Annotated in this window: 15 protein-coding genes and 1 tRNA gene; 8 read left to right on the forward strand and 8 right to left on the reverse strand. The window is 60.9% G+C overall.

Annotated features, from left to right (window positions below):
* Nucleotides 1–73: 73 nt before the first annotated feature.
* The 3 genes from GRF63_RS15835 (at nt 74) to GRF63_RS15845 (ending at nt 1,933) form a co-directional block, all read left to right on the forward strand.
* Complete coding sequence (locus tag GRF63_RS15835; RefSeq protein WP_419865968.1) at nt 74–391, forward strand: chorismate mutase; 318 nt, start codon at nt 74–76, stop codon at nt 389–391.
* Nucleotides 392–488: 97 nt separating this feature from the next.
* Nucleotides 489–1,556, forward strand: coding sequence for a PAS domain-containing protein (locus GRF63_RS15840; protein ID WP_237392568.1), 1,068 nt, complete (start codon nt 489–491; stop codon nt 1,554–1,556).
* A 14-nt stretch (nt 1,557–1,570) separates the two neighbouring features.
* The gene (locus GRF63_RS15845) at nt 1,571–1,933 is read left to right on the forward strand and encodes a response regulator (protein ID WP_160487041.1); all 363 of its coding nucleotides are present in this window, start codon (nt 1,571–1,573) and stop codon (nt 1,931–1,933) included.
* Between the two features lie 16 nt (nt 1,934–1,949).
* On the opposite strand, the gene GRF63_RS15850 is transcribed toward GRF63_RS15845, so the two are convergent.
* From GRF63_RS15850 to GRF63_RS15865, 4 genes are all read right to left on the reverse strand, one after another.
* Nucleotides 1,950–3,347: a sensor histidine kinase gene (locus tag GRF63_RS15850; RefSeq protein WP_160487042.1), complete on the reverse strand. Its 1,398-nt coding sequence runs from the start codon at nt 3,345–3,347 to the stop codon at nt 1,950–1,952.
* 25 nt (nt 3,348–3,372) lie between these two features.
* Entirely contained in the window at nt 3,373–4,050 is a 678-nt protein-coding gene (locus GRF63_RS15855; RefSeq protein ID WP_160487043.1) for a response regulator transcription factor, read from the reverse strand.
* 104 nt (nt 4,051–4,154) lie between these two features.
* On the reverse strand, nt 4,155–4,463 hold the full coding sequence (locus GRF63_RS15860; RefSeq protein WP_160487044.1) for a hypothetical protein: 309 nt from the start codon (nt 4,461–4,463) through the stop codon (nt 4,155–4,157).
* 84 nt (nt 4,464–4,547) lie between these two features.
* Complete coding sequence (locus tag GRF63_RS15865; protein ID WP_160487045.1) at nt 4,548–5,258, reverse strand: SIMPL domain-containing protein; 711 nt, start codon at nt 5,256–5,258, stop codon at nt 4,548–4,550.
* A gap of 112 nt (nt 5,259–5,370) precedes the next feature.
* Between GRF63_RS15865 and GRF63_RS15870 the strand changes: the two genes are divergently transcribed.
* Nucleotides 5,371–7,185, forward strand: a complete 1,815-nt coding sequence (locus GRF63_RS15870; RefSeq protein WP_160487046.1) for an ABC-F family ATP-binding cassette domain-containing protein — start codon at nt 5,371–5,373, stop codon at nt 7,183–7,185.
* A gap of 76 nt (nt 7,186–7,261) precedes the next feature.
* A complete protein-coding gene (locus GRF63_RS15875) occupies nt 7,262–8,725 on the forward strand; it encodes a hypothetical protein (protein ID WP_160487047.1) in 1,464 nt (487 codons plus the stop codon).
* On the opposite strand, the gene GRF63_RS15880 is transcribed toward GRF63_RS15875, so the two are convergent.
* Nucleotides 8,722–9,198 carry a DUF6456 domain-containing protein gene (locus tag GRF63_RS15880; RefSeq protein WP_160487048.1) on the reverse strand — a complete coding sequence of 159 codons (477 nt, stop codon included), beginning with the start codon at nt 9,196–9,198 and terminating at the stop codon, nt 8,722–8,724. The two genes, GRF63_RS15875 and GRF63_RS15880, sit on opposite strands and share 4 nt — an antisense overlap.
* A gap of 101 nt (nt 9,199–9,299) precedes the next feature.
* On the opposite strand from GRF63_RS15880, the gene GRF63_RS15885 reads away from it, so the two are divergent.
* On the forward strand, nt 9,300–9,872 hold the full coding sequence (locus GRF63_RS15885; RefSeq protein WP_160487049.1) for a helix-turn-helix domain-containing protein: 573 nt from the start codon (nt 9,300–9,302) through the stop codon (nt 9,870–9,872).
* Between the two features lie 14 nt (nt 9,873–9,886).
* Nucleotides 9,887–11,065: a glycosyltransferase gene (locus GRF63_RS15890; RefSeq protein WP_160487050.1), complete on the forward strand. Its 1,179-nt coding sequence runs from the start codon at nt 9,887–9,889 to the stop codon at nt 11,063–11,065.
* Nucleotides 11,066–11,073: 8 nt separating this feature from the next.
* Here the strand turns inward: GRF63_RS15890 and secF are convergent, their stop codons facing one another.
* From secF to yajC, 3 genes are read right to left on the reverse strand one after another with little or no spacing between them, the layout of a single operon-like run.
* Nucleotides 11,074–12,051 (reverse strand): protein translocase subunit SecF, encoded by a 978-nt coding sequence (gene secF, locus GRF63_RS15895; RefSeq protein WP_160487051.1) that lies wholly within the window; start codon nt 12,049–12,051, stop codon nt 11,074–11,076.
* Nucleotides 12,052–12,066: 15 nt separating this feature from the next.
* Complete coding sequence (gene secD, locus GRF63_RS15900) at nt 12,067–13,665, reverse strand: protein translocase subunit SecD (RefSeq protein ID WP_160487052.1); 1,599 nt, start codon at nt 13,663–13,665, stop codon at nt 12,067–12,069.
* A gap of 22 nt (nt 13,666–13,687) precedes the next feature.
* Nucleotides 13,688–14,011, reverse strand: a complete 324-nt coding sequence (gene yajC / locus GRF63_RS15905; protein ID WP_160487053.1) for a preprotein translocase subunit YajC — start codon at nt 14,009–14,011, stop codon at nt 13,688–13,690.
* Between the two features lie 177 nt (nt 14,012–14,188).
* Between yajC and GRF63_RS15910 the strand changes: the two genes are divergently transcribed.
* Nucleotides 14,189–14,265 (forward strand) — tRNA-Pro (locus GRF63_RS15910).
* Nucleotides 14,266–14,276 lie beyond the last annotated feature (11 nt).

A 14,276-nucleotide genomic window follows, 5' to 3' on the forward strand; every position in this document is an offset into this window, starting at 1 on the left:
CTCAATGGGGATGCACAGGGGTGTTGGCAAGCCAACATTTCTCGCGCAAGAGGGGCTGATGCCAAGCCACCCTATGCAGCCGCAACCGATTGACCCGATGGCCGAAGAAAATTCTGACCAGATCCTCGCCAGTTTCCGCAAAAGTATCGACAATATCGATGCCGCTTTGATCCACATGCTGGCAGAGCGATTCCGAATCACGCAGGCTGTGGGCGAGTATAAGGCGAAGACGAAACTTCCCCCTGCCGACCCAGGGCGCGAGGCCAGTCAGATCGCACGTTTGCGCAATCTGGCGATCGATGCCGATCTTGATCCGGAATTCAGCGAGAAGTTCATCCGCTTCGTGATCGACGAGGTTATCCGGCACCACCGCATCGCGCGCGGTGACTGATTGTCCCTCGAATTGAATACGCGCGACGGAACTCTTTTACCCAACGAGGCGTTTCGCCAGCGAAATGGACAAAACAAAAGATAACAAGGCAGGGCAGATGTCCAAGGGGAGCGGGCAGGCGTACCACGCCGGGCCCAGCTTCGACGCCAGTCCTGAACGCTTTCGCGAAGCGCATCCGGACGATCAGTTTTCCGGTGCATCCGGCGTCTTGTTCGAACAGGCCATGGCGCAAACGCGCATGGCAATCTGCCTGACGGACCCGAATCAGGACGATCAGCCCATCGTCTTTGCCAACCGCGCCTTTCGAGAGCTGACCGGTTATTCCGAAGAAGAAATCATCGGCAACAATTGCCGCTTCCTCCAAGGGCCGGAATCCGATCCGGCTGCCATCGCGAAAATCCGCACCGCGATCGAGGAAGAAGACGTCACCGTCGTGGAATTGATCAATTATCGCAAGAACGGCGAGAAATTCTGGAACGCCCTGCATATCGGGCCGATCTACGATAACGACGGAAAGCTGTTGTATCTGTTCGGCAGCCAGTGGGATGTGTCGGACGTGCGCGCCGCGCGGGCGGAGGAGCTTTATGCCAAGGAAATGGCGCGAGAGCTTTCACACCGCATGAAGAACATGTTCGCCGTAATTTCCGGCATCGTGAACATCACCGGTCGGATGCGCGGCGTGGAAAGCGAAGCGCGCGAAATCAACAACCGGGTGCAGGCTCTTGGCCGCGCTTATGAAACCACGCTGGACGAGGCATCGAGCGGGAACATCCAGATCGGCGAGGCCATCCGCGCCATACTGGAGCCCTATGATCTGGGCACGGGTAGACTGATTCTTAAGGGAAACGGTGCCAAGGTCCCTTTCAATGTGGTGTCCGGAGTGGGCGTTACCCTTCATGAGCTTGCGGCCAATGCCGAACGGCATGGTGCGTGGTCTCGCGAAACCGGACGTGTCGAAGTGGATTGGCGCATGGCGGGCGAGAAACGCGATGAACTGGTTGTCTCGTGGCTGGAACGCGGCGGCCCACCCGTTTCGCCCCCGCGTGAAGACCTGGGATCGGGCAATGCGATCATAGACCGCCTGGTGAGACATTCCGACGGAACCATCCAGCGTGACTGGAATACAGATGGCCTGCACGTCACCATTACTTTTCCTGCCAGCTAGAAGAGAACAGAACAATGTCGAACCCAACGATTCTCCTGCTGGAAGATGAACCTCTTATCCTGATGGATCTGGAATTTGCCGCTGAAGACCATGGCTGCAAAGTTTTCTGCGCATCCGAAGTGGCGAAGGCACTGGCCCATCTGGAACAGCAATCCATCGATGTTGCCATTCTGGATGTGACTTTGAAGGGCACCGAGAATTGCGTGCCCGTGGCAGAGGAACTGGATCGCCGCGGCATTCCCTATCTGCTTCATTCGGGTGATCTGAACCGGGCTGATGAACGAGTTCGCAATCTGGGCGCGATGCACCTGCCCAAGCCTGCAGATTCCGGACATGTGATCGAAACCGCGCTGAATTTGCTGAAAGAAAACGCCTAGCGTTAGTCGCGGTTTGCTATTCGCTGGTGCGCGGCAATCGCAGGGTAATCAGCAAACCGCCCAAATCCTCGCTCTCGCCCAGTTCCACGCTGCCCCCGTAAATTTCCGCCACATCGCGCACGATGGCAAGGCCAAGCCCGGTGCCGGGCTTTTCAGTGTCCAGCCGGGCGCCGCGGCCGAATATGTCCACGCGCTTTGCCTCCGGGATGCCCATACCGTCATCCTCTATCAGCACGGCGCAAAGTTCTGCATTGGGCTCTGCATCAACGGTAATGAACACACTGCCGCCGCCGTATTTGGCCGCATTCTCAATCAGATTGCCCAGCAACTCGTCCAGATCCTGCCGCTCTACGGCGACAAGCGTGGTATCCTTGCCATCGATATCGAAGCGGACTTGCGGGTAAAGGCGGCTGACCGCCCGCTCCACCGCAACGGCGCTTTCCATCAGGTTCGCGCGTGACAGGCCCACCGCGCGGCGTCCCACCGCGCGGGCACGGGCCAGGTGGTGATCCACCTGCCGACGCATGGTGGCCGCTTCGCGCAGCACGGTAGTATCAAGGTCCGGCGCACCGGCGCTGGCCGCGTTGGTAACCACGGTGAGCGGCGTTTTCAGCGCATGGGCAAGGTTGCCGGCATGGCGCCGCGCTTCCTCCGCCTGCAGTTCGGAATGCTCCAGCAGCGCGTTAAGCTCATCCACCATCGGCCGCACTTCCAGTGGCAGCGGATCTGTCACCCGGTTGCTGCCGGAGGAGCGGATATGGGCAATCGCCTTGCGCACGCGGCGCAAGGGACCAAGGCCGTACCATGTTTGCGCCATCGCCATCAGGAACAGGCCGATGCCCAGCACGGCAAATGACCAGCCGAGAATGGCGCGGATATCGGCAATCTGCTGGTCCAGCTGCTCTCTGTTGGCAGCGACGACAAACTGCCATTCCACATCGCTGCCCGGCAGGGACAAGGTGCGCTGCGCCAATCGCAACGATCCCAGCTCTGGCTGGTCGGTATCGTAAAAGATCGGCTCAAAAGCCTGCTCATCCGCGCGGATGGCCAGCTCTTCATCCCACAGCGAACGCGATAGCAGGGGGGCTACGCCCTCCCCATTGATCTGCCAGTAATAGCCGCTGTTGGGCTCCAGATAGCGTTGATCGCCAAGGATGCGGTTGAAGTAGACATCTCCAAACGGATCGAGGTCTGCGGACAGCACCATGGAAGTGAGGGAGATTTCCAGCTGCTCGTCAAACTGGTTGGAAACAAGATTGGTCAGCGCCCGGTCCAGCGCCAGCCCGCCAAGCAGCAGCAGGGCGAAAATCCACCCCGCCGCGATCAGCATCATGCGCCGGGCAAGGCTGCCTGTATGGCGCGGACCATAGCGCACGCCGCCGCCGGAATTGGCAGCCTCGCTGGATGCAGACATCGCAGACGTGTCCCCCTCGCCCGCGTTATTCGCGGGAGGGGCCGTCCGGGTCGTCGAGGCTGTAACCGAGGCCACGGATCGTCGTGATCACTTCTGCGCCGAGTTTCTTGCGGATGCGGGTGACGAAAACCTCGATCGTGTTGGAATCGCGATCAAAATCCTGGTCGTAAATATGTTCGATAAGCTCTGTACGGCTCACCACCTTGCCCTTGTGGTGCATCAGGTAGCTCAGCAGCTTGTACTCCTGCGCCGTCAGCTTCACCGGCTCTCCGGCCAGGGTGACGCGGCCTGAACGCGTGTCCAGCCGCACATCGCCAGCCGTCAGTTCGGAAGATGCATTGCCCGATGCGCGGCGAATCAGCGCACGCAGGCGGGCGATCAGTTCTTCGGTCTGGAACGGCTTGGCGAGATAATCATCCGCGCCAGCATCCAGGCCGGCCACCTTGTCAGACCAGCTGTCACGCGCGGTCAACACCAGGACGGGGAAGTTGCGCCCTTCCTTGCGCCACATGCCAAGCACGGTCAGCCCGTCAATCTCTGGCAGGCCAAGGTCGAGCACGACGGCATCATATTCCTCTGTACTGCCAAGGAAATGGCCATCCTCGCCATCGGTGGAAAGATCCACCGCATAGCCGTTCTGCTCCAGCGTCGACTTGAGTTGTTGGCCGAGCGTAGGCTCGTCCTCGACGATCAGGATGCGCATGCGATTAATTCTCCCCTGCAATCATGCCCGACAATTGGGCTTTTGCCCTAAACGCGTCAAGCAAGGGGGAAGTTTCCGCCGGTAATAAGACAGCGCCCAGATAATCAGCGAGAGATGCGCAGGATGCGCGCGGTCTGCGCATCGACATCGACCCAGATCATGCGGCCGTTGCGGATGAACTTCAGGCGATAGGCCTGCGCAGTCGCATCATATTCAAAGCCGATATATTCATCGCCCCGCTCCATGCGCGGGATAATGCGCCGCTCGATCTCGCGGATCGGCATGTTGCGGCCCGCCTGCATTTCGGCCCGCGCGCTCTGCTGATCGCCGCGCGACTGCGCAGCATAGGCAGGCGTGGCCGCCAAGGAGGCGGCCAGCGCGACAGATGCGAGAAAGGCGGGAAGTGTTTTCATGATGGGACTGTGACTAACCCCAAGCCATTGAACAAGGAGTGAATGTGCGCGTGACCACCTGTTCAGCAACCTGTTGCCGATGGGCTACTGCACCATTTCGAAGCTGAAGTTGACGGTGATGCCCGTCTCCACCTGGCCGGGGCGTACTGGCGTGGAATCGGCCGCAGCTTCAAAGGAAGCCACTTGCCGCAACATTGGCATCGGACGATTGCTCGTCACATTCTCACTGATTTCCAGCAGCCGCACATCGCTATAACCGGAAAGCTGCGCATAATTGCGGGCGCGCTGCATGGCCGTGGCAAAGGCAGCCTGCCGTGCCTGCTCTATCACCGGGGCCGGATCATCCAGCCCCCAGCCGATACCGCCCAGATCCGTTGCACCCGCCGCCACCAGGGCATCCAGAATCTCGCCGGTGCGCTGGATATCGCGCGACACGATATTCACCGTATTTGACACGCGGTAGCCTCGAAACACCTGCTCCTGCCGTTGCTGATCATAATCATACTGGGCACTCAGAGAAACGCCGCTGGTCTGGATATCGTCCTTTGCGATGCCCAACGCCTCTATCTGGGCGACAACGCTGCGCATCTGCTGTGCATTCATGCGCATAGCCTCCACCGCGGTGCGGGCAGAGGTTGTCACCCCGGCGCTGAGATTGGCGATATCGGGATCGGCGGACACACTTTCGTTGACCGAAAGCACGACCACCGGACCATTCGATTCGATGGCCACCTCGGCGGCGGCGGGCGATGCCATCAGGGCAACGGCGGCAACGGGCAGGATGGGACGGATCATGGCAATACTCCTATAGGTCAGGCGCTCAGCCTTGGATTTGCCTACATAACTCGGCACTGAACGCGTCTGTTCCTTGCCAGCAAGCCCGCGCGCGCTTACCTGCGCCTTCGCAATGGCAGAACCACCGATCTTGAGCTGGGAAGGACTGGGCCTGCAACAGGGCGGGCGCTGGCTGTTTGGCGATCCCGCGCATGGCGACGGGCTGGACCTGCACATCGGCCCGCGCGATCGCTTCGCCCTGATCGGCCGCAATGGCGCAGGCAAGACCACGCTGCTCAAACTGATCTCCGGCGATATCGAGGCGGATCGCGGCACCCGCAAGGTGAAGCCGCACATGAATATCGTTTGGCTGGAGCAGGAGCCGGACTTCACCGGCTTTGACACCCTGATGGATTATGCCCTGTCAGGCGATCGCGCCCCGGCAGAGCACGAGATAGAGGCCATTGCCGGCCAGCTTGGCATTGACATGACCACCGGAACGGCCGGTGCCAGCGGCGGAGAGAAGCGCCGCGCCGCCATCGCCCGCGCTTTGGCGCAGCAACCGGACCTGCTGCTGCTGGACGAGCCGACCAACCACCTCGACCTTTCCGCCATCGACTGGCTGGAAAGCTGGCTGACGCGGTATAACGGCGCCTTCATCGTCATCAGCCATGACCGGACCTTCCTTAAACGCCTTACCCGCTCCACCCTGTGGCTGGACCGCGGTCAGTTGCGGCGCAAGGACGTGGGCTTTGGCGGGTATGAGGCATGGGAAGAACAGGCCTATGCCGAGGAAGCGCGCGCGGCGCACAAGATGGATGCCAAGCTGAAGATAGAGGCGCATTGGCTGGAACGCGGCGTCACCGCGCGGCGCAAGCGCAATATGGGCCGGCTGGAGAAACTGTGGGAAATGCGCGCCGCACGCGCGGCGATGATTTCTCCCGGTGGCACGGCAAAGCTGAAACTGGCCAGCGATTCGGATTTCAAATCCAAATCCGTCATCACGGCGGAAAACATCTCCAAGACCTATGATGGCCGCGAGGTGATCAAGCCGTTTTCCCTGCGCATTCAGCGCGGCGACCGCATCGGCATCGTGGGCGCCAATGGCGCTGGCAAGACGACGCTGCTGAAAATGCTGACCAAGGAGCTGGAGCCGGACGAAGGCACGGTGATCCACGCCAACACGCTGGCCGGCGTGATGATAGACCAGCAGCGCGCCTTGATGGACCCTGCCAAATCCGTGCGCGATGTGCTGGCAGAAGGCGGCGACTGGATCGATGTGCGCGGCACGCGAAAGCACGTTCAGGCCTATATGAAGGACTTCCTGTTCGATCCCGAACTGGTGGACGCGAAGATCGGCACATTCTCCGGCGGGGAACGCAGCCGCCTGCTGCTGGCGCGCGAATTTTCCCGCACATCCAATCTGCTGGTGCTGGATGAGCCGACCAACGATCTGGACCTGGAAACGCTGGACCTGTTGCAGGAAGTGATCGCCGATTACGAAGGCACGGTGCTGATCGTCAGCCATGACCGCGATTTCCTGGATCGCACCGTCACCGTCACGCTTGGCCTGGATGGCAGCGGCACGGTGGATATCGTGGCAGGCGGCTATGAAGACTGGCAGGCCAAGCGCAAGCAAAAGCCAGCGAAGAGAAGCGCAAGCGCCGATAATGATACCGAAAAATCTTCCGCGCCCCCTCCCCCGCCTCCTAAAGATCCGGCCAAACTCTCGTACAAGGACCAGCGCGATTACGAGAAGCTGCCTGAACGCATAGAGGAGCTGGAAGGGCTGATCACCAAGGGCGAAGCCGCTCTGGCCGATCCTGAACTCTACGCAAAGGACCCCGACCGTTTCACGCGCATCTCCAAATCGCTGGACCTTGCGCGCATCGAGAAGGAAGAGGCCGAGGAACGCTGGCTGGAACTGGCGGAGCTGGTGGAAGGGTAATTCCCGACCCCAAGGTTAATTCGCATTAACCACGCTTGATCATATCGAATGCACCAAACCCTGCGAGAAGCGCCCTATGGGGAATGCGACTAGCTCTGCTCTGCGTGCTGACGATCCGGCAACATCCGCGCCGGTATCCGCGCCTGCGCGCGGTGGTGCGCCGGGTGAAGACGGTCCCGCCTTTGGCAGCCTAGCCACACTGGGTGGCCCCAAGAAATTCAAGAAAAAGCCTGTCCTCGTCCTCGATCCGGAGGAACTGGAGAAGGCACATATGCTGTTCCAGGATGCGTCCGCAGAATTGCTGGGCGAGGATGTGGAACGGCCTGAGCGGGCGGCACCCGTCCTGGGCCTCGCGCCGATGGCCCTGGATGATGGCGACGCCGATCCCATCGATGCAGGCGAAGATGGCGAGGATATCGAGGACGGCGAAATACCCTCAGCCGAAGAGCTGCTGCGGATGACGGCATCGCGGCCCGCGCCCGATGACGAAGGCGAGGACGAGGACGAGGCCGCGATTGCGGCGCATCTGGAACGCCTGGATATCGATCGCCGTATATTCCCAAGCCTGCCGCTCAAATCCGAAGACGAGATCGCCGCCGAGGAAGAAGCAGAACGCCTCGCTGCCGAGCAGCAATCCGCGATGGATGAAGCAGAGCTGGAGATGGACTTGCCGCCTCCCGAAGCGGACGGCGAGGAGCAAGAGGGCTTCGTCGAAGAGACCTCCGATTATCTCCACCAGGCCCAGGACGAGGCCCCTGCGCCATTGGCGAGACCCGCCGGATCATTCCCCGTCAACTTGCTGCCGGAGCCGGAGCCAGAGCTTCTGCACCCTGCCCCGACGGTGGAGGACGTGGTAGAAGAGCCTGCGGCAGAATTCGAACCACAAGCGGAAGAAACCATCGCCACTGCCAAGGCGGTGTTTGGCGATGAGCCTTTCCTCGATTTCCCCACCCAGCACATCAGCTGGACGCCGGAAGACGAGCCTGCCCAAGAGGCCGAGCTGTCATCCACCGCACCGGAATTGCCAGAGCCGGAATTGCCGGAGCCGGAGGTAGACGCTGCTGAACTGCACGCGCCAGAGATGCCCGAACCAGCGCCATACGAACCAGAGGCAGAGCTGCCGCCGGTCGAGTATAGTGCCACCTTGCCGGACGTGGACGATGATCAATCGAACCGTTTCGAATGGGCTTACGAGGATGACGAGGACGAGGCTGTCGGTCAGACCGATCCCGCAGCCGACGAGCCGCCCAAGGAAGTGCACTGGCCCGAACCCGAAGCAGAGCCGGAACCTGAAACCCCAGACTATCACGACGGCAGTTATACCGAGATCGACGATGATCAGGTGGATGGCTACGCCTTCATGTATGCCAATAATCCGCGCGGCCGAACGATCCACGCACTGGCGGAAGGCGAGAGCAACTCGCTGCGCGCCAAGCTGATCAAGGAACGCGAAGACTTGCTGGCGAAGATGGAGGCGGATGAGCAAAAGCCATCGCTGCTGGCGCGCTTCACCGGCTGGCTGCGTGGCCTTGTCGGCTAATTGATCCGGTAGAAATCGGCCACGCGGTCCAGCGCCAGCTTCAACACCAGCTTCCCGCTGCGCGCTGGCCATGCCAGAGCCTTTTCCGCCACGGGCAGCGTTTCGCCTGCGCACACCACGCGCCACAATATGTCTTCCAGCCCGCGCCCGGCCTGCTTCAGCGCGCCGTTGAAACGGGTGTGCGCGGAAATCTGGCGTTCGGTTGGTGACAGGCCCTGCTCTGCTGTCCCGCGAATCCGCACCGCATCCCAACGCATGGTGACATTCGGGCCCAATTGCGCCCGCTCATAATCGGCGCGCAATCGCTCGCCTGCATCATACAGCCGGTCATCAAGGTGGCCGTGGGCGTGCAACCAGCCCAGTGGGCTTTCCGCCAGATTGACGGTGACGCTACGCCGCTTTCCCACGGCGCGCCCCTTGCGGCGCGGACCCTCTTCGGTCAGATCTCGTTCCACCAGCTTGCGATTGTTCATGCGCATTTCCTTCTTCCTGCGAAAAGGCCCTTGCAAAAACGAATCGGGTGTAGGAAAGACAATTTTTCAAACCATATTGGTTATTTTCTGGAGCAGGCCCGATGATCAACCGCATCCGCGACATCCGTAAGCAGAAGAACATGACGCTGGCAGAAGTCGCTGCGGCCTGCACCCCGCCCACCACGGCGCAAACCATCGGGCGATTGGAAACAGGGATGCGCAATCTCTCTCTGGTATGGATGAACCGTATTGGAGAGGCGCTGGGCGTAGAGCCGGAGCATCTGGTAAAAGGCGAAGCGCAGGTGCAGCCTCAAATCATCGCCCGCCTGACGGAAGCTGGCGCCGATGGCCTGTCCACCCCGCGCGATGCGATCCTGCCCACCGAACTGGTGGATGGCGGCGCGCTGGTGTGCCTTTCCATAGAGGTCAGCCAGGGCGAATACCGCAGCGGAGATCAGCTGTGGATGCGCCAGGTATCGCCCGACGACGCGTCGCAGCTTATCAACCGGGACGTGCTGGCCCCGCGATCGGGCGGCAGGTTTGCCTTCGGGCGGCTGATTGATCGGCAGGGGAGTATGGTCGGCCTGCTGCCGCCGGGTATCGGGCAGCGTCAGATCGTGATTGATAATCCGGGCTGGCTGGCCGTGGCAGAGATGCTTGTGCGCAAGCTTTGACGGGCGAGCCAACCATGCGCCGCGTCCTTTCCATCGCCACGCTTTATCCCAATGCCCATGTGCCGCGCTTCGGCACCTTCGTAGCGCGGCAGATGGAAGCGCTGGCCGCGCGCGGTGACTGGGATGTCACCGTCATCAACCCCATCGGCGTGCCTCCCGTGGCATTTGGCCGGTACAAGGCGCTGGCTGCGGCTACCGTTGCGGGGGAGGAAGGCGGCGTGCACGTGCATCGTCCTCGTTTTTCCCTGATCCCAAGGCTGGGCGGGCGTTTCAATCCGGCGATGATCGTGCGCTCTGTGCTGCCGCTGGCAAAGCGCCTGCATGCGGCAAAGCCCTTCGATCTGGTGGATGCGCAGTTTTTCTATCCTGATGGCCCGGCTGCCGCTCAGATCGCGAAGGAACTTGGCCTGCCGCTCAGCATCAAGGCGCGCGGGGCCGATATCCAGCATTGGGGCCGGGTCTCCTACGCAGCGACAAAGATGCGCAAGGCAGGCGAGCAGGCCGCTGGTTTGCTGGCCGTCAGCGAGGCTTTGAAGCAGGACATGGCCAACATTGGCCTTCCTGCTGACAAGACCACCACCCATTACACCGGACTCGATCGAGGACAGTTTTGCCCGCGCAGCAGAGAAAGCAGCCGCGGCGACCTTGAGGAAAACTTCGGCGTGGAAATCGGGACGGATGCACGCCTTCTCGCCAGCGTGGGGGCACTGATCCCGCGCAAGGGACAGGAATTCGTGATCCGTGCATTGCCTCAGCTGGATGACGCGCATCTGGCGCTGGTGGGCACAGGTCCAGATCGCGAGACATTGCAATCGTTGGTGCAGGAACTGAAACTTCAGGCGCGCGTGCACTTTCTGGGCAGCATGAACCACGGCGATTTGCCCACGGTCCTTTCAGCAGCCGATGTGATGGTCCTGCCCTCTTCAAGCGAGGGATTGGCCAATGCCTGGGTGGAGGCACTGGCCTGCGGCACGCCGCTGGTCATCACCGATGCAGGCGGTGCCAGGGAACTGGTGACCACGCCGAAGGCTGGCCGCATCGTTGCGCGCAATGCCGATGCCATTGCCGCGGGCATTCGCGAGGTGCTGGAGGCGAATTACGCGCCAGAAGAGGTCGCGCAGACTGTTGAACGGTTCAGCTGGGAAGCCAACGCCGCAGCGCTGGCTTCCTATTACAGCGGATTGATCGCCTAGGCCTTGCCCTAGATCTCGCCGCGCGCTTTCCTGTCCTGCTTTTCCGCCACCGTTTCTTCCGGCACGAAGCTGTGGCTGGTAACGCCCAGCCAGATCAGGATCGGCGCGGCCATGTAGATGGATGAGTAGGTGCCGACGAAAACGCCCAGCACAATCGCGGCGACCATGCCAAACAGGCTGGCCGGGCCAAAAAGCAGCAGCGGCAACAGCGCAACCAGCAGGGTAAGGCTGGTCATCACGGTACGCGCCAGTGTCTCATTCACCGACAGGTCCAGCAGTTCGGGAAGCGGCATCTTGCGATACTTCTTCAGGTTCTCACGAATACGGTCGTAAACCACGATCGTATCGTTGAGCGAATAACCGATTATCGCCAGGATCGCGGCGATGATCTGCAGGCTGAACTCCATCTGGAACAGCGCGAACATGCCCAGCGTCAATGACACGTCGTGGAACAGGGCGAAGAGCGCGCCTACGCCGAATTGCCATTCAAAGCGGATCCAGATGTAGGCCGCAATGGCCAGCATCGCGAACAGCAGTGCGTAGACGGACTTCTCGCGGAATTCGCCGGACACTTTGCCCGAAACCGTGTTGTTCGAATCGACGCGGAAATCCGGGTGCTGTTCTGTTACCGTGTCGATGATCTGGGTTGCGATACGATTGGCAGCGGCGGGATCGCCCTCTGCACTTTCCGGCAGGCGCACGCGGATGGAAACCTGATTCACCTCGCCAAATCGCTGGATCACCGGATCGCCCAGGCCCAGCGTGCCCAGTGTATCGCGCAGTTCACCGATTGGCGCCTCAGGTTCTTCGAGGAAGGTGCCGGTAATTTCCTGACCACCGGCGAAATCCACGCCGTAATTCAGTCCCTTGGTCATCACCAGGGCCCAGCTTGCGGCGATCAGCAGCAGGCTGACGACATAGAAAGGCACGCGCCATTTCAGGAACTTGATGTTGGTATCGTCGGGGACGAGCTTGAGCAATTTCATGATTTTTCCCTCCCCTTACACGTTGATTTCGGTGGGGCGCTTTTCGCGCAGCCAGCCGGCAACCCACATGCGGGTGAGCGTCACCGCGGTGAAGACCGAGGTAAACAGGCCGATGATCAGCACGACGGCAAAGCCGCGCACCGGACCGCTGCCGAACAGGAACAGCAGCACACCGGCAATGAAGTTGGTGATATTGGCATCGTAGATGGCGCGGCTGGCTTCCCTGTAGCCATTCTCGACCGCCGCAACCACGCGTCTGCCGCGCTTGCGCTCCTCCCGGATGCGTTCGTTGATCAGCACGTTGGCATCCACCGCCGCGCCGATGGTCAGCACGAAACCGGCGATACCCGGCAGCGTCAGCGTGGTTTTCATGAAGGCCATGATGCCAAGCACCATCAGCACATTGAAGCCCAGCGCGATGGTCGCATAAATGCCGAACCGGCCGTAGGTGACAATCATCAGGACAATCACCAGCAAGGAACCGATGCCCATCGCAAGTGCGCCTGCCACGATCGAATCGCGGCCAAGGTCCGGCCCCACCGTGCGCTCCTCGATAATAGTCAGGTCCACCGGCAGCGCACCCGAACGCAGCGAAATGGCGAGCGCATTGGCGCTTTCCGTGGTGAAACCGCCGGAAATCTGCGCGCTGCCTGAAAGGATGGGTTCGTTGAACGTGGGCGCGGAAATCACCTCGTCATCGAGGATGATCGCGAAACGATCGCCCACGTTTTGCGTGGAAAGTTCTGCAAAACGTGCCCCGCCCTGCGCATCGAAGGTGATGGAGACGACAGGCTCGTTGGTCTGCTGGTCAAAGCTCTGCTGTGCATTCGTCAGGCTGTCCCCGCGGATGCCGCCAAGGCGGCGAACAGCTTCGAACTGTCCGGCAAAATCGCCGTCCTGCGCATAGGGAACAAGCTCGCTGCCGGGATTGGCCACGCCCTGCGCGATATCGCTGGGCAAGGCATTGGCATCCACCAGCTTGAATTCCAGCCGCGCCGTCTGGCCCAGCAGATCCTTCAACTGTTGCGGATCTTCAAGGCCGGGCACCTGCACCACGATGCGGGTGTCACCCTGGCGGATAATCGTAGGTTCGCGCGTGCCCAGATCATCGATCCGGCGGCGCACGACATCGGTGGCGGAATCCATCGCATCGGTAACGGCCTGCTCCAGCCCCTGCTCCGTCTGCGTCAACACCATGCGGTTACCGTCCATAACCGTCATGTTCCATTCGCGCACCAGACCGTTGCCGTTGATCAGCGGGGTAAGGATTTCGCGCGCACGGTCTATTTCCCCTGCGTCCTCCAGCATGAAGGACAGGCGCTGGTTCGCGGTAGATACGTCGCCGATGCGGATGCGCGGGTCGGCATCGCTGAGCAGGCTGCGAACGCTTTCTTCCATCGTCTCCAGCCGCTGGGCCGCAACCTGCGAGGGATCGGCCTCCAGCAGGATATGGCTACCGCCGGCAAGGTCGAGGCCCAGGTTGATCTGCGGCTCATCCGCCCAGGAAGGTAGGTTCACGCCCGAAAGGGAAGCGATGGAGGGGATCGCCATCAACGCCAGGATCAGCGTGATGGCCCAGAGCGAAATTCGCTTCCAGAGAGGGAAATCGAGCATTGTCAGCTATCCGCCAGTAAGATCAGTCGTTGGCTGGCTTGGCGCCGCCCGGCTTCAGGATATCGCCGATGGTGCTTTTCACCACTTTCACGCGGGTATCCTTGGCGATTTCCACCTCGGCATAGGTATCGTCCACCTTCACCACCTTGCCCACGAGGCCGCCTGCGGTGACGACCTGATCATTCTTCTTCAGGGCTTCCACCTTCTGCTGGTGTTCCTTGGCGCGCTTCATCTGCGGGCGGAACAGCAGGAACCAGAAAATGACGATCATGCCGACGATGGGCAGGAACTGCAGCCATCCCGGAGGAGCATCGGCTGCGGCTGCGGCAGAAAGAATATCAAACATCAATCGAGGTCCATCCCGAACATTGGAAACAGTAGAGTGGGGAGGCAGAGGCGAGGTTCAAGTGTCGCCCCGCCACGGCACATTGCGCAGCGCGCCTAGCAGCATTGGCAAATTGAGGCAATCGAGGTGGTTGCCAGACTGGAAATGCCCAACTATAGGGCCGCTCTCCACTGGTCTCGGGAAGTAGCGCAGCCTGGTAGCGCATCACACTGGGGGTGTGGGGGTCGCAGGTTCGAATCCTGTCTTCCCGACCAGTGGAATTCAC

The sequence above is a fragment of the Aurantiacibacter rhizosphaerae genome (assembly GCF_009807005.1).
Lineage (GTDB): Bacteria > Pseudomonadota > Alphaproteobacteria > Sphingomonadales > Sphingomonadaceae > Alteraurantiacibacter > Alteraurantiacibacter rhizosphaerae.

What these genes read in the sequence shown, in the direction of transcription:
- GRF63_RS15835 (WP_419865968.1), top strand. Translation starts at nt 74, where the DNA reads ATGCAGCCGCAACCGATTGACCCGATGGCCGAAGAAAATTCTGACCAG.
- GRF63_RS15845 (WP_160487041.1), top strand. Translation starts at nt 1,571, where the DNA reads ATGTCGAACCCAACGATTCTCCTGCTGGAAGATGAACCTCTTATCCTG.
- GRF63_RS15870 (WP_160487046.1), top strand. Translation starts at nt 5,371, where the DNA reads ATGGCAGAACCACCGATCTTGAGCTGGGAAGGACTGGGCCTGCAACAG.
- GRF63_RS15865 (WP_160487045.1), bottom strand. Translation starts at nt 5,258, where the DNA reads ATGATCCGTCCCATCCTGCCCGTTGCCGCCGTTGCCCTGATGGCATCG.
- yajC (WP_160487053.1), bottom strand. Translation starts at nt 14,011, where the DNA reads ATGTTTGATATTCTTTCTGCCGCAGCCGCAGCCGATGCTCCTCCGGGA.
- GRF63_RS15860 (WP_160487044.1), bottom strand. Translation starts at nt 4,463, where the DNA reads ATGAAAACACTTCCCGCCTTTCTCGCATCTGTCGCGCTGGCCGCCTCC.
- GRF63_RS15890 (WP_160487050.1), top strand. Translation starts at nt 9,887, where the DNA reads ATGCGCCGCGTCCTTTCCATCGCCACGCTTTATCCCAATGCCCATGTG.
- GRF63_RS15840 (WP_237392568.1), top strand. Translation starts at nt 489, where the DNA reads ATGTCCAAGGGGAGCGGGCAGGCGTACCACGCCGGGCCCAGCTTCGAC.
- GRF63_RS15855 (WP_160487043.1), bottom strand. Translation starts at nt 4,050, where the DNA reads ATGCGCATCCTGATCGTCGAGGACGAGCCTACGCTCGGCCAACAACTC.
- secF (WP_160487051.1), bottom strand. Translation starts at nt 12,051, where the DNA reads ATGAAATTGCTCAAGCTCGTCCCCGACGATACCAACATCAAGTTCCTG.
- GRF63_RS15885 (WP_160487049.1), top strand. Translation starts at nt 9,300, where the DNA reads ATGATCAACCGCATCCGCGACATCCGTAAGCAGAAGAACATGACGCTG.
- GRF63_RS15875 (WP_160487047.1), top strand. Translation starts at nt 7,262, where the DNA reads ATGGGGAATGCGACTAGCTCTGCTCTGCGTGCTGACGATCCGGCAACA.
- GRF63_RS15880 (WP_160487048.1), bottom strand. Translation starts at nt 9,198, where the DNA reads ATGAACAATCGCAAGCTGGTGGAACGAGATCTGACCGAAGAGGGTCCG.
- GRF63_RS15850 (WP_160487042.1), bottom strand. Translation starts at nt 3,347, where the DNA reads ATGTCTGCATCCAGCGAGGCTGCCAATTCCGGCGGCGGCGTGCGCTAT.
- secD (WP_160487052.1), bottom strand. Translation starts at nt 13,665, where the DNA reads ATGCTCGATTTCCCTCTCTGGAAGCGAATTTCGCTCTGGGCCATCACG.